22 protein-coding genes are annotated in these 23,689 nt (G+C 64.7%); 11 read left to right on the top strand and 11 right to left on the bottom strand.

The genetic code is table 11. The annotated features are described in order from the left end of the window. Positions 1 to 50: 50 nt before the first annotated feature. The 4 genes from M1M07_RS10130 (at position 51) to M1M07_RS10115 (ending at position 4,349) form a co-directional block, all read left to right on the top strand. Positions 51 to 1,157: an NAD(P)-dependent alcohol dehydrogenase gene (locus tag M1M07_RS10130; protein ID WP_197250696.1), complete on the top strand. Its 1,107-nt coding sequence runs from the start codon at positions 51 to 53 to the stop codon at positions 1,155 to 1,157. Positions 1,158 to 1,195: 38 nt separating this feature from the next. Further along, positions 1,196 to 2,641: an aldehyde dehydrogenase gene (locus M1M07_RS10125; RefSeq protein WP_248674036.1), complete on the top strand. Its 1,446-nt coding sequence runs from the start codon at positions 1,196 to 1,198 to the stop codon at positions 2,639 to 2,641. Positions 2,642 to 2,708: 67 nt separating this feature from the next. After that, a complete protein-coding gene (locus tag M1M07_RS10120; protein WP_197250695.1) occupies positions 2,709 to 2,978 on the top strand; it encodes a DUF3263 domain-containing protein in 270 nt (89 codons plus the stop codon). Between the two features lie 366 nt (positions 2,979 to 3,344). Beyond that, the gene (locus tag M1M07_RS10115; RefSeq protein WP_248674035.1) at positions 3,345 to 4,349 is read left to right on the top strand and encodes a LysR family transcriptional regulator; all 1,005 of its coding nucleotides are present in this window, start codon (positions 3,345 to 3,347) and stop codon (positions 4,347 to 4,349) included. Between the two features lie 80 nt (positions 4,350 to 4,429). On the opposite strand, the gene M1M07_RS10110 is transcribed toward M1M07_RS10115, so the two are convergent. Then, a complete protein-coding gene (locus tag M1M07_RS10110) occupies positions 4,430 to 4,576 on the bottom strand; it encodes a hypothetical protein (RefSeq protein WP_248674034.1) in 147 nt (48 codons plus the stop codon). Between the two features lie 20 nt (positions 4,577 to 4,596). Here M1M07_RS10110 and M1M07_RS10105 point away from each other — a divergent pair, with 20 nt between their 5' ends. Genes M1M07_RS10105 through M1M07_RS10080 form a run of 6 tightly spaced genes read left to right on the top strand, consistent with a single transcriptional unit; the run spans position 4,597 to position 11,026 of the window. Then, positions 4,597 to 5,853 carry an MFS transporter gene (locus M1M07_RS10105; RefSeq protein ID WP_248674033.1) on the top strand — a complete coding sequence of 419 codons (1,257 nt, stop codon included), beginning with the start codon at positions 4,597 to 4,599 and terminating at the stop codon, positions 5,851 to 5,853. Beyond that, positions 5,850 to 7,040, top strand: a complete 1,191-nt coding sequence (locus M1M07_RS10100) for a CaiB/BaiF CoA-transferase family protein (protein ID WP_248674032.1) — start codon at positions 5,850 to 5,852, stop codon at positions 7,038 to 7,040. The genes M1M07_RS10105 and M1M07_RS10100 overlap by 4 nt, the downstream gene beginning before the upstream one ends. A 45-nt stretch (positions 7,041 to 7,085) precedes the next feature. Beyond that, the gene (locus M1M07_RS10095) at positions 7,086 to 8,234 is read left to right on the top strand and encodes an acyl-CoA dehydrogenase family protein (protein ID WP_248674031.1); all 1,149 of its coding nucleotides are present in this window, start codon (positions 7,086 to 7,088) and stop codon (positions 8,232 to 8,234) included. Between the two features lie 60 nt (positions 8,235 to 8,294). Further along, positions 8,295 to 9,059, top strand: a complete 765-nt coding sequence (locus M1M07_RS10090) for an SDR family NAD(P)-dependent oxidoreductase (protein WP_248674030.1) — start codon at positions 8,295 to 8,297, stop codon at positions 9,057 to 9,059. Further along, entirely contained in the window at positions 9,056 to 9,835 is a 780-nt protein-coding gene (locus tag M1M07_RS10085; RefSeq protein ID WP_248674029.1) for a crotonase/enoyl-CoA hydratase family protein, read from the top strand. Before M1M07_RS10090 ends, M1M07_RS10085 begins: the two co-directional genes overlap by 4 nt. Before the next feature lie 30 nt (positions 9,836 to 9,865). Further along, positions 9,866 to 11,026, top strand: a complete 1,161-nt coding sequence (locus tag M1M07_RS10080; protein ID WP_248674028.1) for an acetyl-CoA C-acyltransferase — start codon at positions 9,866 to 9,868, stop codon at positions 11,024 to 11,026. Positions 11,027 to 11,890: 864 nt separating this feature from the next. On the opposite strand, the gene M1M07_RS10075 is transcribed toward M1M07_RS10080, so the two are convergent. The 5 genes from M1M07_RS10075 to M1M07_RS10055 form a co-directional block, all read right to left on the bottom strand. Further along, positions 11,891 to 12,838, bottom strand: a complete 948-nt coding sequence (locus M1M07_RS10075; RefSeq protein WP_248674027.1) for an HNH endonuclease — start codon at positions 12,836 to 12,838, stop codon at positions 11,891 to 11,893. A gap of 636 nt (positions 12,839 to 13,474) precedes the next feature. Further along, on the bottom strand, positions 13,475 to 14,452 hold the full coding sequence (locus M1M07_RS10070; RefSeq protein WP_248674026.1) for a nitronate monooxygenase family protein: 978 nt from the start codon (positions 14,450 to 14,452) through the stop codon (positions 13,475 to 13,477). 40 nt (positions 14,453 to 14,492) lie between these two features. Further along, complete coding sequence (locus M1M07_RS10065; protein WP_248674025.1) at positions 14,493 to 14,999, bottom strand: flavin reductase family protein; 507 nt, start codon at positions 14,997 to 14,999, stop codon at positions 14,493 to 14,495. A gap of 46 nt (positions 15,000 to 15,045) precedes the next feature. Beyond that, positions 15,046 to 15,690 carry a 3,4-dihydroxy-2-butanone-4-phosphate synthase gene (locus M1M07_RS10060; RefSeq protein ID WP_248674024.1) on the bottom strand — a complete coding sequence of 215 codons (645 nt, stop codon included), beginning with the start codon at positions 15,688 to 15,690 and terminating at the stop codon, positions 15,046 to 15,048. Between the two features lie 12 nt (positions 15,691 to 15,702). After that, positions 15,703 to 16,098 (bottom strand): nuclear transport factor 2 family protein, encoded by a 396-nt coding sequence (locus tag M1M07_RS10055; protein ID WP_248674023.1) that lies wholly within the window; start codon positions 16,096 to 16,098, stop codon positions 15,703 to 15,705. Between the two features lie 379 nt (positions 16,099 to 16,477). Between M1M07_RS10055 and M1M07_RS10050 the strand changes: the two genes are divergently transcribed. After that, complete coding sequence (locus M1M07_RS10050) at positions 16,478 to 19,009, top strand: LuxR C-terminal-related transcriptional regulator (protein WP_248674084.1); 2,532 nt, start codon at positions 16,478 to 16,480, stop codon at positions 19,007 to 19,009. Between the two features lie 61 nt (positions 19,010 to 19,070). Here M1M07_RS10050 and M1M07_RS10045 read toward each other — a convergent pair whose 3' ends face one another. The 5 genes from M1M07_RS10045 to M1M07_RS10025 all read right to left on the bottom strand — a co-directional run bounded on the left by M1M07_RS10045 (position 19,071) and on the right by M1M07_RS10025 (position 23,563). Further along, the gene (locus M1M07_RS10045; protein ID WP_248674022.1) at positions 19,071 to 20,270 is read right to left on the bottom strand and encodes an acyl-CoA dehydrogenase family protein; all 1,200 of its coding nucleotides are present in this window, start codon (positions 20,268 to 20,270) and stop codon (positions 19,071 to 19,073) included. Positions 20,271 to 21,020: 750 nt separating this feature from the next. Next, positions 21,021 to 21,437, bottom strand: a complete 417-nt coding sequence (locus M1M07_RS10040) for an SRPBCC family protein (protein ID WP_248674021.1) — start codon at positions 21,435 to 21,437, stop codon at positions 21,021 to 21,023. Continuing rightward, on the bottom strand, positions 21,424 to 22,200 hold the full coding sequence (locus M1M07_RS10035; RefSeq protein WP_248674020.1) for a tyrosine-protein phosphatase: 777 nt from the start codon (positions 22,198 to 22,200) through the stop codon (positions 21,424 to 21,426). The genes M1M07_RS10040 and M1M07_RS10035 overlap by 14 nt, the downstream gene beginning before the upstream one ends. Further along, positions 22,197 to 23,336, bottom strand: coding sequence for a thiolase family protein (locus tag M1M07_RS10030; RefSeq protein ID WP_248674019.1), 1,140 nt, complete (start codon positions 23,334 to 23,336; stop codon positions 22,197 to 22,199). Before M1M07_RS10030 ends, M1M07_RS10035 begins: the two co-directional genes overlap by 4 nt. Beyond that, a complete protein-coding gene (locus M1M07_RS10025) occupies positions 23,336 to 23,563 on the bottom strand; it encodes an OB-fold domain-containing protein (RefSeq protein WP_282581943.1) in 228 nt (75 codons plus the stop codon). The genes M1M07_RS10030 and M1M07_RS10025 overlap by 1 nt, the downstream gene beginning before the upstream one ends. Positions 23,564 to 23,689 lie beyond the last annotated feature (126 nt).

The following is a 23,689-nucleotide window of genomic DNA, read 5'->3' as shown; positions in this document are numbered from 1 at the left end:
CGATCTCCGCCGGCCCACGGGTCGGCCCACAAGATATGGAGTACGTGACGATGGAAGCACTCGCAGCAGTCGCGAGAGAGCCGCACACCGAATTCACCCTCGAGCCGATCACCATCGAGGGACCCAGGGCCGGTGAGGTTCTCGTCGAGATCGAGGCCGTCGGCATCTGCCACACCGACCTCGCTGCACGCGACGGCGCCCTCCCGACCGCGCTGCCCGCCGTGCTCGGCCACGAAGGATGCGGCATCGTTCGAGAAGTCGGCCCCGGCGTCACCAAAGTGGCACCCGGCGACCGTGTCAGTATCACCTTCAACAGCTGTGGGACCTGCCCGTCGTGCACCACGGGTGCACCGTCCTACTGCCACCAATTCATGCACCTCGCCTACGACGGGGTGCGCGACGACGGAACCGGGCCGATCACCACCACCGACGGGGAAAAACTCACCGGCCTGTTCTTCGGCCAATCCTCCTTCGCCACCCACAGTCTCGCGTTCGAGCGCAACGTCGTGAAAGTTCCCGACGACGTCCCCGCGGAACTGCTCGCACCCCTCGGATGCGGCATCCAGACCGGCGCAGGGGCAGTGATGCGCTCCCTGAACTGCGGTCCCGGCTCCGCAGTACTCATCGCCGGCGCCGGCTCCGTCGGCCTGGCCGCCGTCATGGGCGCCGTCGTGCAGGGCTGCACCACCATCATCGCCGTCGAACCCCACCGGTCCCGGCGCGAACTCGCCCTCGAACTGGGCGCCACCCACGTCGTCGACCCGGCCGCCGGCCCACTCGTCGAGCAGGTCCGCGCCATCGTCCCCGCCGGTGTCGACTACGCGATCGACACCTCCGGCGTCCCGGCAGTAATCGAGTCGCTCGTCGGCGCCATGACCTTCCACGGCACGATCGGCCTCATCGGCGTGCCCGCCGACCCGGCAGCATCCGTGCCACTGAACATCATCAGCTCCCTCGCCATGGGACTCACGATCACCGGAATCATCGAGGGCGACAGTGTCCCCGACGAATTCATCCCCGAACTGGTGGAGCTCTACAAGGCGGGCAGGTTCCCGCTCGACAAGCTCGTCACCACCTTCCCCTTCGCGAAGATCAACGACGCAATCGAGGCCCAGCACCGGGGCGAGGTGCTCAAGCCCGTGCTCGTGCAGGACTGACCACTCCACCCGACACACTTTCCGAGAAGGACACCCCGATGACGATCGACTACACCGATCTCTACATCCGCGGCGGATGGGTACGGCCGTCCGGCGATTCGACGATTCCGGTCATCTCGCCGAGCACCGAACAGCGGATCGGCTCGGTGCCGGACGGTACCGAGTCCGACATCGACGATGCGGTCGAGGCCGCCCGCGCGGCCTTCACCGGCCCGGACGGCTGGGCGTCGTGGAGCGCCGCCCGGCGCGCCGAGGTCCTGGGCCGCTTCGCCGACGAACTCGAATCCCGCGCCGAGGACACCGCGACCCGGGTGAGCAGCCAGAACGGCATGCCCATCAGCCTCGCCCGACAATTCGAGGGTGGCTTCCCACCTCTCCTGCTGCGTTACTACGCCGAGATGACGGCCAAGCAGGAGGACGAGATCCGACCCGGCATGCTCGGCGGATCGACCCTCGTCACCCGCTCTCCCATCGGCGTCGTCGGCGCCATCGTGCCGTGGAACGTCCCCCAGGCCATCACGTTCCTCAAGATCGCTCCGGCGCTCGCCGCCGGCTGCACCGTCGTTCTCAAGCCGTCTCCGGAGACCGTGCTCGACGCCTTCCTGATGGCCGAAGCGGCGATCGCGGCGGGCCTTCCTGCGGGTGTGCTCAACATCGTCCCGGGCGGACGCGAACTCGGCGCCTACCTCGTCGCCCACCCGGGCATCGACAAGGTCTCGTTCACCGGTTCCACCGCAGCCGGCCGCACCATTGCCCGCACCTGCGGTGAACTGCTGCGTCCGGTCACTCTCGAACTCGGCGGCAAGTCCGCCGCGGTCGTCCTCGACGATGCCGACCTCGCAGCCAACATCGAATCCTTCTATGCCGCAACGCTTCTCAACAACGGCCAGATCTGCTGGCTCGGCACCCGGGTACTCGCGCCGCGTTCACGCTACGACGAGATCGTCGACACTATTACGGATCTCGCGAAGGGTGTGTCCGTCGGCGACCCGCTCTCGGAAGCGACGCAGATGGGACCGCTGGTCTCGGCCCGTCAACGCGATCGCGTCGAAGGCTACATCGAGAAGGGTAAGTCGGACGGTGGGCGGATCACCACCGGCGGCAAGCGTCCTGCCGGGGCAGATCACGGCTGGTTCGTCGAACCCACGGTATTCGCCGACGTCGAGACGGGGCACACCATCGCGCAGGAGGAGATCTTCGGCCCGGTGCTGTCGGTCATCCCCTACACCGATGAAGCCGAGGCAATCGCCATCGCCAACCACTCGGACTACGGCCTCGGTGGTTCGGTCTGGACCGCCGACCCCGAACGCGGTGCACGCTTCGCCCGCAACATCGCCAGCGGAACGGTCGGCATCAACGGCTACGCCAACGATCCGACCGCCCCCTTCGGCGGCATCAAGAACAGCGGACTCGGGCGGGAACTCGGGCCCGAAGGACTGGCGGGCTACCAACAGCTCAAGAGCATCTACCTCGACGTGCGCTGACACGGTGGGCGGGGCTGCATATACAGGTAGCCCCGCCCACGGTGGTGAATTTCAGGAAAGGAGCACAGTGACGAAAGATGAAGTCGCGCTGCTCGACTTCGCCGTGCGGTGGGCACCCTACGGTGGCGGTGACGAGCACATCCTGCCCGAGTTCGGACTCCTACCCATCGACTTCTACCACCGCCTGCAGAGTCTCCTCGACGAACATCCGAGTATCGACGTCCAGGTCCGGCGCCGTCTGAAAGCTCTCTGCGCACACAAACTCGGCTATCCACCGGCCGGTCGCAGACGTCGTCACGCCCCAGCGGACTCGATCATGAGGTTCGAACCGCTGTGACAAGACGAGTGAACATCTCGCTCGCACTTCGCGCGTAGTCCTGACAGCGTGTGAAGGGCTCCGAACCACCCGGATACCGGCCCGGCGCAGCGCGTCCCGACACCCACCTATGCGCCCTGCCCCAATTTCACTCCTTCAGCAGATGGTCATCCAGAACGGTGGGTGCACCTTCGGAGTCGCCCGTGATCGGGCTTGCGCAGTGTGCCCACTACAACGCTGCCTCTTCCGATCGGGACGCGGGGTTCGTGCGGTCGGCCGCGCACGCAGCGGTGCGCCTGGAGAAGAAGTTGCTATCGTCCCTGGGTCGCGTACTGATGGTTCGATGACATCGAACGCCACGCCCGGCTCAGCCTCTAGATTCGGATCATGGACCTGCGCCAGCTCGAGTACTTCCTCGCCGTCGTCGACAGCGGCGGGGTGACACGAGCCGCGGCACAGCTGCGGGTGGCGCAGCCGTCCCTGTCGCAAGCGGTGCGCAAGCTCGAGAAGGATCTTGGCGTCGAGTTGTTCCATCGGGTCGGACGGGGGTTGGTACTGGCCCCCGCCGGCGAGGCCCTTGTCGGCCCGGCCCGCACAATCCTGCGCGATGTGGGCGCTGCGGAGAATGCGGTCCGAGATGTCGGTGCGATGCGCGCCGGCCGAATCGACGTGGCGTCCCTGTCGGATCTGTCCTCGGACCCCCTGTCGGTGTGGGTGGCCAAGTTCCGCCATCAGTACCCGGACATCCGTTTCCACATCGAGGAACGCGACGAGACCACCGATGTCGTGTCCCTGGTCAAGTCCGGAGCGTGTGAGCTGGGCATCCTCGCACTGCCGCTGCCCACCGAGGACCTGGTGGGCGAGGAACTGATCGATCAGCAGCTGGTGCTGGTGTGTCCGCCGGGAACCGATGCGCGGTGGCCGGACCCGGTGCCGATCGAGCAGTTGTCCGGGGTCCCTTTCGTGATGAGTGGGCGCGGTACGGCAACCCGCGATTTCATCGAACGCTCGTTGCGTCTGCACGGAGTCGAGCCGGATGTCGCGGTGGAGGTGCGCCAGCGCGGCGCGGTGCTGCCGATCGTCCTCGCCGGCGGTGGGGTGTCGATCGTTGCGCTGCGTAGTGGGCTCGACGCGATCCTCCGCGGTGGAGTCGTACGGGAACTCTCGCCGCGCCTGACCCGCAAGATGGGCGTCGTCCACCGACCCGGACGGATCACGGAGGCATCGACCGAGTTCCTGGCCTGCGCCCGGGCCTCCTTCGAGGAGTTCGCCCAGTCCGTCGCGGGGTACATGGCAGACGGACTGTCCCTGGTCGAAGCCGGAAGGCTGACGCGCGAGGAAGGCGACCGCCGGCTACGGGAAGACAATGCCCGAGTCTCCCATGATTCATAGGCAATTGCAGTAGATCTTCTACTTTTTTGGTCTTTGACCCGATCGATTGCCGCGCTTTGAATGGTGTGTACCAACTCACGTCATCGCGGCGCGCCCGGGTCCACCACCTGGATGATCCTCCCTTCGGAGTGGACATTGCCCTGCTCGTCGGTGCGCCACTGCCGCTTGTTCTCGGAGGGATCCCACGATGCATACAACAGGGTCGACGAATACGTCGGTACGGTCACGTCCGCCACGGCCGACGCAGATGCGACGTGCCTGGCTCGTCGTCGGCCTTCTCGTCCTGTTCATGCTCATCAACCACGCCGACAAATCCGTCATCGCGTTCGCCGGGGTACAGATTCAGCACGACCTGGGGCTGAGCTCCCAGCAGTTCGGACTCCTGCAGAGCAGCTTCTTCTGGTTATTCGCTGCCGGCGCACTGTTTTTCGGCTGGCTCTCGTCTCGGGTAAGCCTTCGCTGGCTGCTCGCCGGTCTGATGCTGACCTGGGTCGCGACAATGATCCCGCTGCTCGGCACCGTCAGCTTCGGCGTCCTCATCGCCTGCCGAGTGATCCTCGGATTCGCCGAAGGCCCCGCATTCGCGTTGGCCAACCACGCCGCACACTCGTGGTTCCCGCCGGAGAAGCGAGCGATGGCAGGCGGATTCGTCTCCGCGGGCGCCTCGATCGGCACCCTGCTCGCCGCACCCATACTCACCTGGATCATCTTCCACTGGGATTGGCACGCCGCGTTCTACGTACTCATCGCGATCGGCACCCTGTGGGCCGGAGCCTGGCTGATCCTCGGCCGCAGCGCCGACGAAGGCGAAACAACTCCGGTGTCGACGGTGGTCGTCGAGACTGTCGACGCACCCTACAAAACGATCCTGAAGACCGGCACCGTCATCGGCATCGCGGTCCTGATGTTCAGCTCGTACTGGTCGACCACCCTGAAGATCGCATGGCTGCCCGTCTATCTCCAGGAAGGCCTGGGTTACGACACCGCCACCGCCGGTCAGCTCATGATGCTGCCCTACGGACTCGCCGCCGGCGGCGCCATCACCGCGGGCTGGTTCTCCGGCCGGCTCATCTCACGGGGCGTCTCCCGCCGAGTCGCCCGCGGCTACTTCAGCGCAGCGCTCGTCGCCGGCGCCGGCATCTCGATGGCCGGGTTCACGCTGCTCCCCCAGGGCGGACTGCAACTGGTCCTGATCGCCCTCGCGTTCTCGCTGAACACCGCAGCCTTCGGCGTCGCACTCTCCGCGATCGCCGACGTTGTCCAGGCGAAGAAGCGCGGAATGGTCCTGGGCATGCTCTCGGCGATCGCAAGCATCTCCGGCATGATGGCGCCGCTCGTACTCGGCTTCACCGTCGGCTCGTCCGTCGACAAGATCACCGGCTACGCGATCGGCTTCCAATCCAGCGGCGCCCTGATGATCGTCGGCGCAGTCATCGCAATCTTCCTGGTCAACCCCGAACGCGACATCACCCTCATCCGCCGTCGAGTCGAGGAGACAGCATGAACATCAACAGCCCCCTGGACGGCGTCCGCGTCATCGACTTCGGGCAATTCATCGCAGCCCCCGCCGCCACCCAGATCCTCGTGGACCTCGGGGCGGACGTGATCAAGGTCGAGCCGGTGCACGGCGAGTCCGCCCGCGGGATCGGACCAGCCGGCGAGGCCATGCTGCAGAACTACAACCGCGGCAAGCGGTCCATCGCACTGGACCTGAAAGACCCTCAGGCACAGGAGATCGCCCGGAAACTGATCGCCGGCGCCGACATCGTCGTACAGAACCTGCGCCCCGGAGTCATGGAGTCGTTCGGACTCGGCGCCGACCAGATCCTCGCCGCCCACCCCCGGATCGTCTACGCGACCGTCAGCGGCTTCGGGCTGCACGGACCGTCGAAGTACCGACCCGGCCTCGACATCGCAGCACAGGCCGAAAGCGGGATGATGTGGGTCACCGGAGAAGCCGACCGTGAGCCGCAGAAGGTGGGGGCCCAGATCGTCGACGTCGCCTCCGGTTACGTGTGCGCCCAGGCGATCCTCGCGGCCTATGTGCGCCGCCTCCGCACCGGCGAAGGCGACACCGTCGAGGTCTCGCTCCTCGAAGTCGCGCTCCACCTGCAGGGCACGAACTGGGGCCAATACCTGATCACCGGCGAGGAACCCATCCGCAAGGGCAACGGACAACCCAGTATCGCCCCAGCCGCGGACGTAATGACAACCAAGGACGGAAACCTGGTCCTGTCCGCCTACTCCGACGTGCACTTCCACCGACTGTGTCGCCTCATCGGGCGCCTCGACCTGGCCGAGGACCCCCGCTTTGCAAGCAACACCCTGCGGGTGGCGAACCGGCAGGCAATGCTGATCGAGCTGCGCAGCGCATTTTCGACGATGACGAGCGACGAAGCCATGGAATTGCTGACCACCAACGGAGTTGTGGCGGGCAGGATCAACACCTACCCCGAGGCCATGCGCAGTGCCGACGTCGAAGCGTCCGGGTTGTTCATCGAGGTCAGCGACACCGACGGGGCATCGCACACCGCCCTCGGCTCACCCTGGCATCTGGGCAGCATTCCCAAGCCCGGCAGCGAAGGTGACCCGGACCTGGGTCAGCACACCGCCGAGCTGCTCACCGAACTCGGTTACCCCGCCGCCGCGGTCGACGCCCTCGTCGCCTCCGACATCGTCCGCCTCCGCTAGGCACCGGAACCCCGCCGACGAACCCGCCTTCTCAAAGGAATCACCATGCAACGCACCATCTTCACCGAAGACCACGACGCTTTCCGCGACACCGTCCGCCAGTTCATCGCCAAGGAAATCACCCCCAACCTGCCCGACTGGGAAGCCCAGGGCTGCATCCCCCGCGACTTCTACAAGAAGACCGCAGAGATCGGAATCAACGGTCTGCAGGTACCCGAACAGTACGGCGGCGGCGGCATCGACAGCTTCCTGTTCAACACCGTCGTCTACGAGGAGATCGGCTACGCCGCAGCCTCTCTCGGCGGATTCCAGGTGCATCTGAACACCGTGCTGCCGTACTTTCTCGAGTACGCCAACGAGGAACAGCGCGACCGTTGGTTCCAGGGCTTCGCCGACGGCAACCTGGTCAGCGCGATCGCCATGACCGAACCCGGCATCGGCTCGGATCTCGCGGGGGTCGCCACCACCGCCGTCCGGGACGGCGACGACTACATCCTCAACGGCAACAAGACCTTCATCACCGGCGGCATCAACGCCGAACTGGTGATCGTGGTGGCACGCACCTCCAAGGATCCGGACAACCGCCGCAAAGGGCTGTCACTGCTCGTCGTCGAGGGGGACATGCCCGGATTCATCCGGGGCCGCAACCTGCACAAGATCGGTATGAAGTCGTCCGACACCGCCGAGTTGACGTTCGACAACGTCCGCGTGCCGGCCAGGAACCTCCTCGGCAAGGAGGGCGGCGCATTCGCGATGCTGGCACACAACCTGCCGCAGGAGCGGCTGTCGATCGCCATCACCGGCCTCGCCACCGCCACCGCGGCAGTCGATCTCGCCCTCGAATACGCTCGGGAACGCCAGGTGTTCGGCACGCCGCTGGCCAACTTCCAGAACACCAAATTCGTACTCGCCGAATGCGCGACCGACCTGCAGGCCGGACAGTCGATGGTCGACCAGGCGCTCATCGCCCTCGACAACGGCACACTCACCCCGGCGGATGCAGCGAAGGTGAAGCTGTTCTGCACCGAACTGCAGGCCCGGGTGATCGACAAGTGCCTGCAGCTGCACGGCGGCTACGGCTACATGACCGAATACCCCATCGCCCGGCTGTACGCCGACGCCCGGGTCACCCGGATCTTCGGCGGCACCAGTGAGGTCATGAAGAGCGTCATCTCGAAGTCCATGGGGCTCTGAGCCTCTCACCGCTCCCGTTCCGGTCGCTGTGCGTCCGGACCGCATCGAAGGACCGTAGAAGTGCAGATCAAGAACATCAACGCCGTCGTCACCGGCGGTGCATCCGGACTCGGACTGGCGACTGCCACCCGTCTGGTCGAGTCCGGCGCCACCGTCACCCTGCTCGACCTTCCCGGCTCCCCCGGCGCCGAGCAGGCCGCCGCGCTGGGCCCGGCTGCGCAGTTCGTGCCCACCGACGTCACCGACCCGGACGCCGTCGCCGCGGCATTCGCCGAAGCCGCCGAGCAGGGCCCGGTACGCGCAGTCGTGCACTGCGCGGGCCGCGGCAAACCCATGCGTATCCTCTCCAAGGATGGGAAGGCCGCCGACCTCGAGCCGTTCGAGTCGGTCATACGCCTCAACGTCATCGGCACCTTCAACGTGCTCCGCTACGCGGCCGAATCGATGGCTGCCAACGAGCCGCTCGACGCCGACCGCGGCGTGTGCGTGCTGACCGCGTCCGTCGCCGCCTTCGAGGGCCAGATCGGGCAGATCAACTACGCGACGTCCAAGGCCGGGGTGGTCGGGATGACCCTGCCGGCGGCCCGCGACCTTGCCAGCGTCGGGATCCGGGTCTGCACAATCGCGCCCGGTGTCTTCGCCACCCCACTTCTGCTGAACGCCCGCAGCGACATCCGCGAAGCCCTGGCCGCCTCGGTCCCCCACCCTCAGCGCCTCGGCGAACCGTCCGAATTCGCCTCACTGGCCGCACACATCATCGAAAACGGCATGCTCAACGGCGAGACGATCCGCCTCGACGGCGCTATCCGGATGGCCCCCCGATGACCGACCGGACTCCCGAGCACGTGGTGCTGACCGAACGACGGGGCCGGATCCTGGTGGTCACGCTCAACCGTCCGGACGCCCGCAACGCCGTCGACCGGGCGATGGCGAGTGCCCTCGCATCGGCGATGGATCGTCTCGACAACGACCCGGGTCTGAGTGTCGGTGTCATCACCGGCGCCGGTGGGTACTTCTGCGCAGGAATGGATCTCAAGGCCTTCCTCCGCGGAGAGAGCCCCCGCGTAGAGGATCGCGGATTCGCCGGGCTGGTCGAGGCGCCACCCGCCAAGCCGCTGATCGCCGCTGTCGACGGCCCGGCACTCGCCGGCGGATTCGAGATCGTACTGGCCGCCGATCTCGTGGTGGCCGCACCGACCGCCACGTTCGGTCTTCCCGAAGTGCGGCGCGGCCTGGTCGCCGCCGCCGGTGGACTGACCAGGCTGCCGACCCGATTGCCACGTGCGGTGGCACTCGAGATGATTCTCACCGGCGCTCCCATGACCGCGGCTCAGCTGCACCCCCTCGGCCTGGTCAACCGTCTCGCCACCGAATCCGAGATACTGTCCGAAGCTCTCGCTATCGCCGAAACGATTGCCGCGAATGGCCCACTTGCGGTACAGGCCAGCAAAAAGGTGGTCGTCGAATCACCCGGTTGGCCGCCGGCCGAGGCCTTCGAGCGAACCAGGCGCATTGTGATGCCGGTGTTCGGCTCGAACGACGCGCGCGAGGGTGCGGCCGCCTTCACCGAACGACGCACCCCGGTCTGGACCGGGTCGTGACCATCGAGAACGAGAGAACAGGAACACACCATGCGTGACGCAGTCATCGTCGAAGCCGTCCGGAGCCCCATCGGGCGGCGCAAGGGCGGATTGGCGGAGGTCCACCCGGTCGATCTGTCCGCGACGGTCCTGACCGCGCTGCTCGATCGCGCCGGCATCGAGCCCGCAGCTGTGGACGACGTCGTGTGGGGGTGTGTCGGCCAAGTCGGCGAGCAAGCCGGCAACATCGCCCGCAACGCCGTTCTCGCCTCGGGCTGGCCCGAGTCGGTGCCCGGCACCACCATCGAGCGCCAGTGCGGATCCAGCCAGCAGGCACTGCATTTCGCCGCCGCCGGGATCATCTCCGGTCAATACGACGTCGCCGTTGCGGGCGGTGTCGAATCGATGACCCGGATCCCGATGGGATCGGCGCGGCGCGTCGGTCTCGGAGACCCGAACAGTGACGCGATCCGACAGCGATACGAGGGCATCGAATTCAATCAGATTCGCGGCGCCGAGATTCTCGCCGAGCGGTACGAGTTGAGCCGCACCTGGCTCGACGAGTACAGCCTGCGCTCACACCAGCGAGCAGCCCAGGCAGTCGACGACGGTCGCTTCGCCGGCGAGATCGTGCCGGTGACCCTGCCGGACGGGACGAAGCTCGAATTCGACGAAGGAATTCGCAGGGCCACAACGCTCGACAAGCTCGGCCAGCTGGATCCGGTCCTTGGCGAGGACGGGCGGATCACCGCAGGTAACGCATCTCAGATCTCGGACGGCGCAGCCGCGTTGCTGATGATGTCCGGAGAACGCGCCCGGCACCTGGGACTGACACCACTGGCGCGGGTGCACACCGCAACAGTGGTCGGCGACGATCCCATCACCATGCTGGCCGGGCCGATCCCCGCGACGGCACGGGCGCTCGAACGGGCAGGCCTGACTCTCGACGACATCGGTGCCTTCGAGGTCAACGAGGCATTCGCCAGTGTCGTCGGCGCCTGGCTCCGGGCAACCGGGGCCTCGGAGGATCGCGTGAATTCGCTGGGCGGGGCAATCGCACTGGGTCATCCGCTCGGTGGCTCGGGTGCACGCCTGACCACTACGCTCGTCCATCACATGCGCGCAGAAAACATCCGGTTCGGGCTGCAGACGATGTGTGAGGGCGGCGGCATGGCCAATGCCACCGTCTTCGAGAACGTCGTGGATCGTTGAACCCACGTGCTACGACGACTCGGAAGCAGCAACGAAACTCTGGTACAGATCGCCGATTCCGCTGATCCAACTGGTCAGTCGCTCATCTGGCTGCAGGAACCGCGGCGGTTTTGTCCCACTCCACGCTGCGGGGTGCCGGTGAAGATGACATCACCGAGGTAGAGGGTAACCGTCTCGGAGGGAGGCGATCACCGACGGCACGGCGAAGATGTTGATCCACTGCGAAATCGCCCGGGTGAGGGCACGCGGCTGGCACGGATCGCCGCGCTGTCGAGGTCGACGACGCCGTGCCGAATTGCGTGGGCATGGAAGGTGGTCCGCAGGGTTGCCACCGAATCGGCATCACCGGGCACGACAAACTACCCGCTGATCGCACCACTGCCGGCGGCCCGAGTCGACATCCACAGCGGCGAGCTGCGCGCGCCTCGGCGGCCTCCGCGTCTGCGACCTCGTGTCGGCGTAGCGAACTCAGGGCGTGGCCAGTTCTGGTCTGAGTCCAGCGCTCCCGTAGCGCTCCCGCGTGCCACACCGCCCCGAGCAGGTGGCTCGCTCCACCCGCTCCCCAGACGGGTGGGCGTTCCTGGGCTCAGATCTGGGCTGCGCGCGGCGGCCTCAGTTGACACCAGTTGTGCCGAGTGGCATCAGCCGTGGCCCACTCTGGCTGTACCGATGGACGACCCCCACTTCCCCGCGGAATCGCCGGGGCTTGCTCCATCGGGGCGTCCACATCGTGTCGCCGGTCAGCCCACGTAGATCGGCCCGACCCGAGTCCGGGTGGCTTGACGTGAACGGCGGGAAGTATTTGCGGAGAACCCACCCACGCCCCGACTTCAACGACAACCTTCCGATCGGCGGGTCGATCGCCTACCGGCCGCGCCATTCGAGCCAGTGGCTACGGATCCACTTCCGTTGCTTGGGGGTGAGGACTACCTGAAGCACCTTGCCATGCAGATCTCCGTACGTTGGGTAGGTCCGGATCTCCTCGGCCACGTCGACGGCACCGGACTCGTCAACCGCAATAAGCCCCTGGTCGAACAGGCGGTGGATATCTCGACGCAGGAGCAGACCTCCCTGATCCGCATGCTTGCCGACTTCGGCGTAGCTATAGAGATGGCACGCTTCGAGAACCGATTTCGGAGCCGCGCCGGTCACTGCGCACTGCGCCCCGTACTCGGCAAGCAGTTTGGCTCTGAACCCGGCCTGACCGACTCTCACCCGAACAGGTCGAACGACATGGCCCTCCGGTCCACCGGTCATCTGCTTCGACGTTTCGTCGAGAATGTGCAGGAGGTTGCCGTCGGTTGCGTCCTCGAGTGCCTCACGGAAGTCGTCGAGGCGGAGCCGCCGGAAACTGTTCTGCTCTTTCGGGTGCACGCAGAGTGACCGCAAGGCTTTGCCGTCGAGGACGCCTTCGAGGTCGATCCAGGCCTGAGCGTGACTGCTGCGGTAGGTCGTGACCTCCTTTTCACCGAAGATCGGCTCATCGAATTCTTCGTGGCAGTCGTCGCAGCGATACGGGGGACGCTTGCGCTTGCGCCGCACCACATTCGCGCGATTGCACACGGGGCAGGTCGTCGTAGTCTTGATGCCGTCGCCGACCTCGATGTGCTCGATGACGGAAACCCCGATCAGGAACTCGTCCCAGATGGCGATGATGTCGCCCGGTTGTACCTCGTCATGGTGCACCACCGAGCTATCCCAGCTGTAGTGAGATGCCGCGTTGTCGTCGTACTTGGCACTGCCGACGATGCGTCGATAATCCGCTTGCTTGGATTGCGCCAGCCATGCCGTGCTGGCCTTCTCTAGAGACAACTTCTACTCCTGTCACGCTCCGAACAGGAGACAACTCTGGTACATGACAGGTGGGCGCCTTCGGCTGGGGGCTTCCTCGTAGGAAGAACGTGTTTTCCATGACCGACACCTATGGGGCCCAGCGTGATGTGGCTCATCGAAGGTGGATACGTCCCGCTTTCCGGTAAGCCTCTGCCATGCTTCACTATTCGAGGTGAACGATACGTTTGCGCAGCAAGTCGAGGTTGGCTCGCCCGCGCGTCTGCCGCTTGAGCATATTGATCCGGTTCACGTGTCTTTCAACCTGCCCAGAGTTGTGTTCGCTGGTCAGTCCGGCGGTGACGGCATCGGCTGTTCAAGCAACTGCGGCTGCTACGGATCTCCTCTAACGCCGTCAGCGGGGCCGTGCAGGACTTCCCGCCACAGATCCCGACTGCTGAACAGGAGATTTTTACCCGTCTCGGATTCGAATCGGGACACTAAGCGAAATGTCCTAACTCAGGCGGAATGACGCCGCCTCCGGTTCAGTACGACAACCACTCGGGCAACTCCAGGCGCGTCCGCGCCTTCGATGCCGGAACCCGCCCGTGCAACCGCAAGTCCGACCCTAAGCCGACGAGTCGCGGTCTGGTCCGGCACCCCATTGGAATCTGGATGTCACGGCAATGCAGCTCTCGCCTGCGCATACTCGGCACTGAGACGTTCGATGATCCTTGCAGCCGGCAGTACGGCGTCGACAACGCCGATGCCCTGGCCTGCGCCCCAGATATCGCGCCATGGCTTCGGCTGCGGCTTCGGATCCGGCCCGGTGTCCTCGTTGATCCCGAAGTTGGGTACAGCCGGCTGCGAGTCGGAGAGGGCGTCGAGCTCAAGCCCGGCCGCTTCGATGCTTCCTCGCAGGTAGTTGCCGTGGATACCGGTGAACCGGTTCGAGTAGACGATGTCGCCGGCGGTCGAGTCGACAATCATCTGTTTGTACCTGAGGTCGGCATTGGCTTCGGTGCTGGCGATGAAGGCGGATCCGATGTAGGCGAGGTCGGCTCCGGCGGCCTGCGCTGCGAGGACGGCGCGGCCGTGAGCGATGGCTCCGGACAGCACCAGTGGGCCGTCGAACCACGCACGTATCTCCTGGATCAACGCGAACGGGGACTGTGTTCCCGCGTGGCCACCGGCTCCAGCGGCCACAGCGATCAGACCGTCGGCGCCTTTGGCGACAGCCTTGCGGGCGAAGGTGTTGTCGATGACGTCGTGAAGGACGATGCCGCCGTACGAGTGGACGGCGTCGTTGACGTCGGTGCGGGCACCGAGCGAGGTAATCACGATCGGCACCTCGAACTCGACGAGGGTGTCGAGGTCCTCCTCGAGCCGTGCGTTGGAATTGTGGACGATGAGGTTGACCGCGTACGGAGCGGACGGGGTCTCCGGGTTGTTCGCGTCGTGTTTCGCCAGCCTGGCGGTGATGTCGGTGAGCCACTCACGTAGCACCGGCTGGGGCCGGGCGTTGAGTGAGGGGAACGATCCGATGACACCGGCGGTGCATTGTGCAACAACCAGATCAGGGCCGGAAACGATGAACAAGGGTGAAGCGACCACAGGAAGACGAAGCCGGTCATGGAGAACGGGCGGAAAACTCAATGTCTGATCCTTCTCGACTGCAAGGTGACTGCAGCACTTTCTAGTGCGGAGTGTGCGTTCCGAACCGCCGTCCGTGGTAGGTCAGTGGTGCGGCGGCCGGGTCGGCGTCGACGCCGGTGACGGCTCCGATGAGGATGGCGTGGTCGCCGCCCGGGAGGATCTGGTCGACCTGGCAGGAGAGCCAAACTGCGGACCCGTCGAGTCGCGGTATCGAATCATGCTGGTGCCAAATGGTTCCCGTGAACTTGTCTTCACCCTTGGTGGCAAACCCTGTGGCGACGGAGTGTTGCTGCGCCGCGAGGACGTTGACTCCGAATTTTCCGGCGCGTGTGATGGCGGACAGGCATTCCGATGTCGTCGCCATCGCCACTGCGATCAGCAGTGGTTCGAACGATAAGGACATCACGGCGCTGACAGTCGTGCCGTGCGGTCGATCGCCGTCCATTGTCGTGACGACGGTGACCGGTGCGCACATGTGCGCCATCGCCTCTTTGAAGTCGGCCCGTAGGTCGACTTCGGCATGGGTGGTCGAGTTGGGGATGCTCATGGACGGTCGGCCTCCCAGGAACGTCGAGTGCGGTGGGTAATGCCGTTCATGCAACGGCTGGATGACTGCTGGCGATCGATGCCCGCAGGTCCGAGTAACGAATCGTGGGCAGGTCCCAGTGCCGAGCTTCGTCGATGCCAGCATCGCGGCACGGATCGACGCGAGACACCAGGGAGGTGAATGCCACCGGACAGCCCTGCCCCGCCGGCGCTGCCGCAGTGCAGAGGTTCCCAGCCTGCGCAATCACGCGCGGTCTGCTGAGGACATTCTCGTCCGATGCCAAGACAGGGATCACATGGCCCGGGCGGGTGAATGACGCGGGAGTCGATCGCCGGTCGCCCAGGGTACGAAGAGTAACCGCACGGTCCTGTGCGGAGATGCCGGTCGTCACGCCCTCTACCGCATCGACCGCCACGCACATCCGTCCGCTGAACGATGTTCCGGTGTCCCAGGTCATCGGTGGTAGGCACAGGCGATGAGCATCGGACGGACTCACGGTGACGCAGATGAATCCGCTTCCTTCACGAATCATTTCGGCCACGGTGGATGTCGACGCCCGGTCGGCCAGGATCATCATGTCGATGCCGGTGCCGTTCAGATCATCCACTGCCAACACCCGGCTACCGGCCTGTAGTGCTTCGAGGGCGGCGTCGAGAGCCGTAGTGCGAGTGCGGTGCTGTGCGATGCTCATCGCCTTCCCCTGTCAGCCGGCGAGTCCGGTCGCGGACCAGAACGCTTCGAACGAGGAGGGAACGAGATCGTTGCCACGCACGACTTTGCCGTCGACGAAACGGTGGCCCATGACCATGGTGATGTCCAGTTCGTGATCGCCGAGTTTGCGGTACGCCCGGATCTTGGCAACCACGAGTTCGTCATCGATCACGTCACAGCTGAGTACTTCGTTCGCCGAGGCGTCGAGCTTGGCCAGCACACCGAGCCCTTCCAGAAACTCCGCCTTGGTGTAGATCCGCTGCGAGCCGTCGAAGGTGAATCCGGCCCACGTCATCGAGTCGTCGTACAGATCCAGTAGCGGCGTGGGATCGCCCTGATCAGCTGCGGCGAAAGCCTTGGTAAGTGCGTCGGCGTTCTGCTGGGTCATCGGTCTACCTCCGTGGGTGGCGAATGTGGTCCACACCCACCTTTGCAATGACGGAAGCCTCCGGTAACCGTCCGACCACGTGACCGGGTACGGGGGTGGTGGTCCCCCTGGCCCGATCGCCGTTCTTGCTGCTCACATGGCTTCTATCCCGAAATATCGGGTAATGGACACCCTGCGTAGAGTCGTTGATGACACATCTTGACCCCCCTTGTTGCGGCGCATCACCTCCGCCCAGCAGAGTGATGTACGTCTCATAGGAGGTGCGGTGAACACCGACGAATGGTCCGAAATCCACCGATGCCGCGGCGAAGGCGAATCGATCAAGGGCATCGCCCAGCGCTTGGGCATCTCCCGGAACACGGTGCGCCGAGCTCTCGCCATGCCCGAACCGCCGAACGACCACCGAAGGTTGAAGGGCTCGGTTGCCGATGAAGCGGATGCACGCATCCGAGACCTCCTCCACCGGACTCCGGACATCTCGACCGCAGAGATCGGCAGATGCATCGAGTGGGGCCACTCCCGCACACTTCTCGTACGCAAGGTGAACCAGATCAAGACCGAGATGACCACCCCCGCTTTCGAAAATCCTTCGACCGGGACCGGGCTTCCGCAGCAACCCACCAGTTTCATCGGACGACACCACGAGCTGCGTGAAGTCCGTCGGCTCCTCGGAGATCACCGACTGGTGTCCGTGGTCGGACCCGGAGGAATCGGAAAGACCCGACTCGCCATACGCGCCGCAGAAGAATACCGACGGGCATTTCCTGACGGTGTACGCTTCGTCGAATTCGCTTCCCTGCGAAGCGAAAACTTGTTGAGCCAGGCGATCGCCGATCGACTCGGACTCGAAACCCGCGACGGGCCGGAAAACTCCGCCGACGACATCCTCATCGAGTACTTACGCAATCGGAGGATGCTGCTGATCCTCGACAACTGCGAACATCTCGTCGAAGGGGTCGCAGCCCTCGCGAGCCGCCTGATCGAAGAAACCAGCAACCTTCGGATCCTCACCACTTCACGCGAATACCTGGCCATTCCCGGCGAGTACGTCTTCCATCTCCCTCCCCTGCCGACGTACGGAAGCACAGGATCGGGAGCCGTCGAACTGTTCGCGAACCGCGCCGAGTCGGTGCTTTCGGGCTTCGCACTCAACGACTCGAATGTGGACGCCGTCAGACGGATTTGTCAGCGACTCGACGGACTACCCCTGGCCATCGAACTGGCATGCACCCGCCTCAACGTCCTATCCGTCGAAGACCTGGCAGAGCGACTGGATCGGCGCCTGTCGATGCTGACCTTTTCCGCACGCGGACGCACACCGCGACATCGCAGCCTGCAGGCCACGATCGACTGGAGTTACGAACTGTGCTCGGAAACCGAACGCACCCTGTGGTGCAGAGCCTCCGTCTTCGCCGACAGTTTCGACCTTGCCACAGCAGTAGCAGTGTGCTCCGACGACGTCCTGTCCGAGGACGAGATCATGGAAGCAGCCGCGGCCCTCGTCGCCAAGTCCGTGGTTGTGCGTGAGACATCGGAGGACGGTGTTCGCTTCCGACTGCTCGAATCGATACGCGAGTACGGATGGGGCAAACTGACCATCCCGGAACGCCGAAACATGCACACGAAACTACTCGAGTACTGCGCACGCATTATCGAAGAATCGACAGCGTCCTGGTACGGGCCCGAACAGTTGGCGAGCGCAACCGCGGTGTCGATCAACCGCGGAAACATCCGCGCAGCGCTGCATTCGGTGATGAACGACCCCACCGATCCCGCACTCGTTCAACGGGCCGCCGACACCCTGGGATCCTCGAGATTCCTATGGGCATGCGGAATCTCCGTACGTGAACACCGAATGTGGTTGACACAGGCACTCGACCTGCCCGGCATCTCGAGGACCGCACGAGGACGCATCCTCACCGTGCTCGCACTGGTCCAAACACTGCAAGGCGATCGAGACGCCGCCGACTTCACCCTACGCAGAGCACGTGAGCTCGCCGGCGACCGCGAAGATCCGGTCACCAGGTCGTTCGCGGTCCATATCGCCGGACTGAGGGACTTCTTCGCCGGCCGACCCGATTCCGGGATGGCATACCTCGACGAAGCAGAACGCGGTTACCAACTGTACGGCTGTGAGCCGGAACTGGTATCGATGCTGCAGATCCATCGAGGCATGCTTCTCTGCTCCATACAGGACGTAGCCGGCGCCGCGGACGCGTTCAGCTGCGTGTTCATCAAGACGGACGAGATCGGCGAGCTGTGGTTCCACTCCTACGCGACCTACGGACTCGGCCACGTTGCACTGCTCGAGAACGCCCCCGACACCGCTGTCCGGCGAGCCCTCGAAGCACTGCGATACCAGCGAGAGTTCGCCGACCCCATCGGCAAGACCGTGATGGCGGACCTGCTCGGATGGGCACTCGCCGAGCAGGGCCACGGTGCGCGTGCCGCCGTCGTGCTGGGCGCCGCCTCGTCCATGTGGGGTTCGATCGGTCAACAACTCTACGGTGCAGACCACTGGAATACGTTGCGCGAACGCGCAGTCGACACGGCACGAAGCCATATCGGCACTTCTGCGTTCGATGCCGCGTGGGCCCGAGGACAAGCCATGACCGCCCCCGAACTACTTGCCTACATCTTCGACGAGGACCGCACCGAGGACGACCATCCGGCCCCCGACCGCAGTCTCATCACCCGCGCCACCGCTACCGCCGACACCTCGCAACTCGAGCTTCTCTCACCCCGCGAACGAGAGGTCGCCGAATTGGTTGCGCAGGGCCTGACGAACAAACAGATCGCCGAGAAGCTGGTGCTCTCACCTCGGACAGTGGAGGGACATGTTGAGCACCTCCTACGCAAGCTGTGTCTGTCTCGACGAACCGAAGTACCTCGAGCACTCTCCTCGAACTGAACGGGCCTGTTCGCCCGGGTCGCCGCAACGACCCGGGCGAACACCCGAGGAAAACCGCCGATCAGCTCTGCTGGTAGCCGGGCAGGATCGCCCCGGCAGCGTCGCTCAACGTCATGCGGTCGATCAAGGCGTGCTGAGTGGCGACAGCCGCATCACGGACACACCGCCCAAGAACGCTCGGGGTACGCACCGTCGCGCTACCCGCCCAACGATGCGCGAACATCACAACATCGCCGGCAACCTCCTGCACCCAGGTCGCAGCCTGCCGCAGCCGCGCATGCTGCTCCTCCGAGATGGGCAATCCCGCCGCCGCCGTGTCCTCCGCGTCCCCGAACACCTCGTAGACGTACGCACACGCAGCCTTGTACAGGGCCTCGTGACGCGCGAACTCGATCCGGAAGACATCGGAGTCACCGACGAAACCGTCGTATCCGGGCCGGACCTTCCCCGACACGATCCGGGCGATCTCCTCCAAGGCGCGCTCGGCGAGTCCCAGCGCCACCGGTGCGTGGCCACCCACGCCGATGCCCAGGAGCCCGAGCTTGTAGACCGGTTCGGGACGGACCGGGGCGGTCGAAAAGGTATCCATGGTGAACCGCTCCGGCACGAACTCGTCGGTCACCTGGTAGTCGAACGAACCGGTGCCGACCATGCCCATGACATTCCAGTTGCCGAGGAACTCGACCCTCTCCTTGGGAATCCACGCGATCCGCGCCTCGGGCTGACCGTCCGCATCGACGACAGGATTGCCTCGGTCGTCGTGGACGACGAAACCGGCACCGATCCAGGATGCATGCGCCGAGCCGCTGGCGAACTGAAAGCGGCCGGTGACACGATATCCACCCTCGACTCGGACCCCCTTACCCGTGGGGACGATCATTCCCGCTGTGATGCCCTTGTCGCCGCCGGCGAACATCTCGCGAGCGCCCTCAGGATTCGTGTAACCCACCGCCACACCGGTGCTGCACGAGTTGGCCATGAACGCCCAACCTGTGGAACCGTCGGCGCGCGTGAGCTCCTGGATAACCTTGAAGGCACTGACGATGTCGAGGCCGGCGCCACCGTACTCCTCAGGCACCAGGATCCAGAACAAGCCCGCCTCGGCCAGCGCCTCGTAGACAGGCCGCGTGATCGTCGCCTCGGCTTCGATAGCGTTTGCTTCGGTGTCGATGACCTTGGCTACTTCACGGGCACGATCGAGATACTCCGCTCCGCGAGCACGCTGCTGGTCCGTCGAGAGAACAAGTGCGGTGAGTGTCATCCGAGGATTCCTTCCATGTGGGTACGACGAGTACCTGCATATGACTGGAATCACAATGGCTCGCTGCGCATATCTCGACAGCGGGGCAACTACGTGGTCAACTACGGGATCGCAAAATCCGCGTACGCAGCCACGACCGCAACGGTGCCTGGCCTGCCGAACGTCGACCTGCACGACGGGTGCACCTACCTCTCCGATACGCGGCCGTCGGGGTCGAGATGTGTCAGCGGCACGGGACAACCGCACCATCGCGCAGAAGTCCCGCCGGGTGGCGCACACCTGGGGCCCCGACATGCAGGCGACAGCTACTGCGTAGCGGTGCAATCGGTAGTTCCCCCAAAGGATTTTCATGTGAATCTTCGTGAAATATTCGCTTACCGCAGATAGAATGAGCACACTCCTGAATTGATCGACGTCGAAGACGTGCAACCTCGAACAGTTTCGCTTGCAAGACATTTCCGCGTCCGCAGGCGACACGCGGCATGACGACAGCGAGGTAAGCGATGACCCGCAACACTCAGCCCGATAAGCTCCTCGGACATCCGGCGCATTCGATCCTCCATGTCGTGGCAGAACTCGAAAGCCTTGCTCTCGACATGGCTTACGAAGAACGGAACCATGTCGCGAATACATGCCGGAAGCGTGACGAACCGCCGTCATGACAGCCCCCGACCATAGCGTGGCCGTCCGTGAAAGCGAGCGACCCTTCGACCATGCTCGGTCGAAGGGTCGCTCGCCTCCAGAAAGAACTCACACCCGATCGTGAACGAGGCGGTTCTCCAGTTCATCCAGTGCCGCACGGTAGATCTCCGAGATCGACTGAGCCAGAGCGATATCCTCCTCAGCAGAAGCACACCTGAATTCCGCGTCCCAGGTGATCCGAGCACCATCAGGATGATCGACCACCGCGAAGACCGACCGGTACGACTCGAGAGCCAAGGGACCCGAGACATAGTCGTACACGTACCGTCTCTTCCGATCGTCGTGCTCGACGATCCGCTCGACGGCCTCACCGCCTCCACCGGCGAACGTCGTGTACCGCACATCCCCACGCTGATACGAGCTTTCCAGCGCGGGAATCCAATCCGCGACATTCGCGGTGTCGCCACCGACCTTCCACACCTTCGCCGGGTCTGCCGCGATGACTCGACTTTCATTCACCTGCATCGTCTTCCTCCGTTTCGGTGACGTCATAGGTAACGAGAAGCTTCGACAACCTCTCGACCGCATCACGCCCTACCCCATGTCGCTGAAGCAACGCCGACACTCCGCCGTGCTCCTGATCAACGCAGTCGAGAAAGCGTTCCATCGCATCCGGCGGAGCAGTCCACGCTTCCAGCGGATAGAGATCGGCCGCGGATCCGTACGAGGCCATCTCGCGCAATCTGCGCATCGACGCGACCACGTCGTCGGTAGCGGCCGCGTAATCGGCGACGATGTCTCGACGCCGCACGCCGATCGCAGATAGCACCAGCGCGATCGCGACTCCGGTTCGGTCCTTGCCGACGGTGCAGTGCACCAGCACCGGAAGCGTGGCCGGCTCGAGCAGACGGGACAGCACCGCCACAACCCCTGCTGCGTCTGCATCCAGGTACGAAAGGTATCTCGTGACGAGAGGATCGTCGCCGACCATAGGAGCCACAGCCGAGTCCGACGCGACCGTGTCAGGAATGCTGAACGGGTTCGGAAAATGGGCCACCCGCAACTCGTCGAGCGGACCACGTCCTTCCGCCGCGATCTCATGGGGCAGACGTAGATCGATCGTGGCTTGTATCCCGGTCGCGGCTATCAACTCGCGGGCTGTGTGCAGATCCAAGAATTGGGGTGTTCCACTGCGGTAGAGCATGCCGTATCGAACGCGGCCACCGTCGTTCGTTCGTAACCCGCCCAGGTCCCGAAACCCCAGCAGTCCCGCATACGAGGACGTCATGATTGGGTCGAGAGGATCGTGATCACACAGGCATTGCCGTCCATTCCGGCCGCCCCTCCCCCCATGGTCTCCACCAGACCGACCCGATGCCGCGCGACCTGACGGGCGCCGGCACGTCCACGCAGCTGCCACGAAATCTCGGCGAGCTGCGCCATCCCGGTGGCGCCGAGGGGGTGACCACGAGACAACAATCCCCCACTCGGATTGACCGGCTGGACCCCGTCACGCGTGGTGTACCCGGAGGGTGCAAGTTCGGCACCCTTACCACGCGGAGCAAGCCCCAAGGCCTCCAAGGTGATGATCTCGCCGATCGTGAAGGCATCGTGCACTTCGAGTACGTCGATCTCCTGCGAAGTACGGCCGGCCTCTGCGAACGCCTTCTCGGCAGCACGCGCCACGCTCGCGTACCCCCACACCTCCTCGCTACGGTGATCCCACAACGCACCGGAGACCAGGACCGACGATTCGATACGCAGATCGTTCGGGTTGCCCCGGTCACCCCCGACGATCGCAGCCCCCGCACCATCGCTCGTGGGGCAGCACTGCAGGAACGTCAGAGGTTCCGCGATCATGCGAGAGTCCAAAACCTCCTGCACTGTCGGTACTGCGTCCCGCAGTTGGGCACGCGGATTGTCCGAACCGTTGCGCTTGTTCTTCACGGCGACGGCAGCGAGCTGGTCGGGGGTTACGCCGAACTCCCCCACATAACGTTGTGCCTGAAGTGCATACAGACCGGGCAGCGGCAACGACGACGCCCCTTCGGGATCGGTGGCCTCGGGGACGATTGCCCCGGAGAAGAGCGTCGACATCTGGTCCACGCCGAGTACCAGCACACAACCGAACCTACCCAGACGGACCGCTTCTACTGCCTCGTGGTAGGCACTCGTTCCACTGGCACACGCGTTCTCGACCGTCCACATCGGAACAGCCGGAATTCCGAGACCTCGCTGGACCCGGGTGGCTACCCCCGGCGGACCGAACACCGAACCGACGATGATCGCATCGATCTCCCCCGGCTCGATACCTGCATCCCGGACCGCCTCGGCCACTGCCGTCCAGGCGAGCGACTCCACTCTTCGGTCCGGGAACCGGCCGTAGGCGGAGGTTCCCACGCCCCACAACATCGCCTGTTCCATCACTGCACCTCTCTGGACGCAACAAGGTTGCCGTCATCTGTTCCGGTGATCTCGAGACGAGCGCCGAGTTCGAGCACGGCCGGTTCCGCAAGATGGACGAGCACCCGGGGTCCATCGTCGAGATCGAGATAGGCCAAACCGAACGGGGGTCGATGCGTACCGACCGGGATCGCCACCACCGTGGACGACCAGACTTGTCCGGTCCGAGCGAAACGCGCATCGTCCATGACCCCGTAACACACCGGACACCACGGAAGTCCTTGCTGAGCAGTCGAATACCTGCACTTGGCGCACCGCGTTCCGAGTACGGCCCCACCGTCGAACGTCGGCCGCGGATCGGCCACCGGAAGACC

Origin of the sequence: Rhodococcus sp. HM1, assembly GCF_023218075.1 — a bacterium.
Classification (GTDB): Bacteria; Actinomycetota; Actinomycetes; order Mycobacteriales; family Mycobacteriaceae; genus Rhodococcus.
Note: the sequence above shows the minus strand (reverse complement) of the source record. Positions and strands in the feature narration are given on the sequence as shown.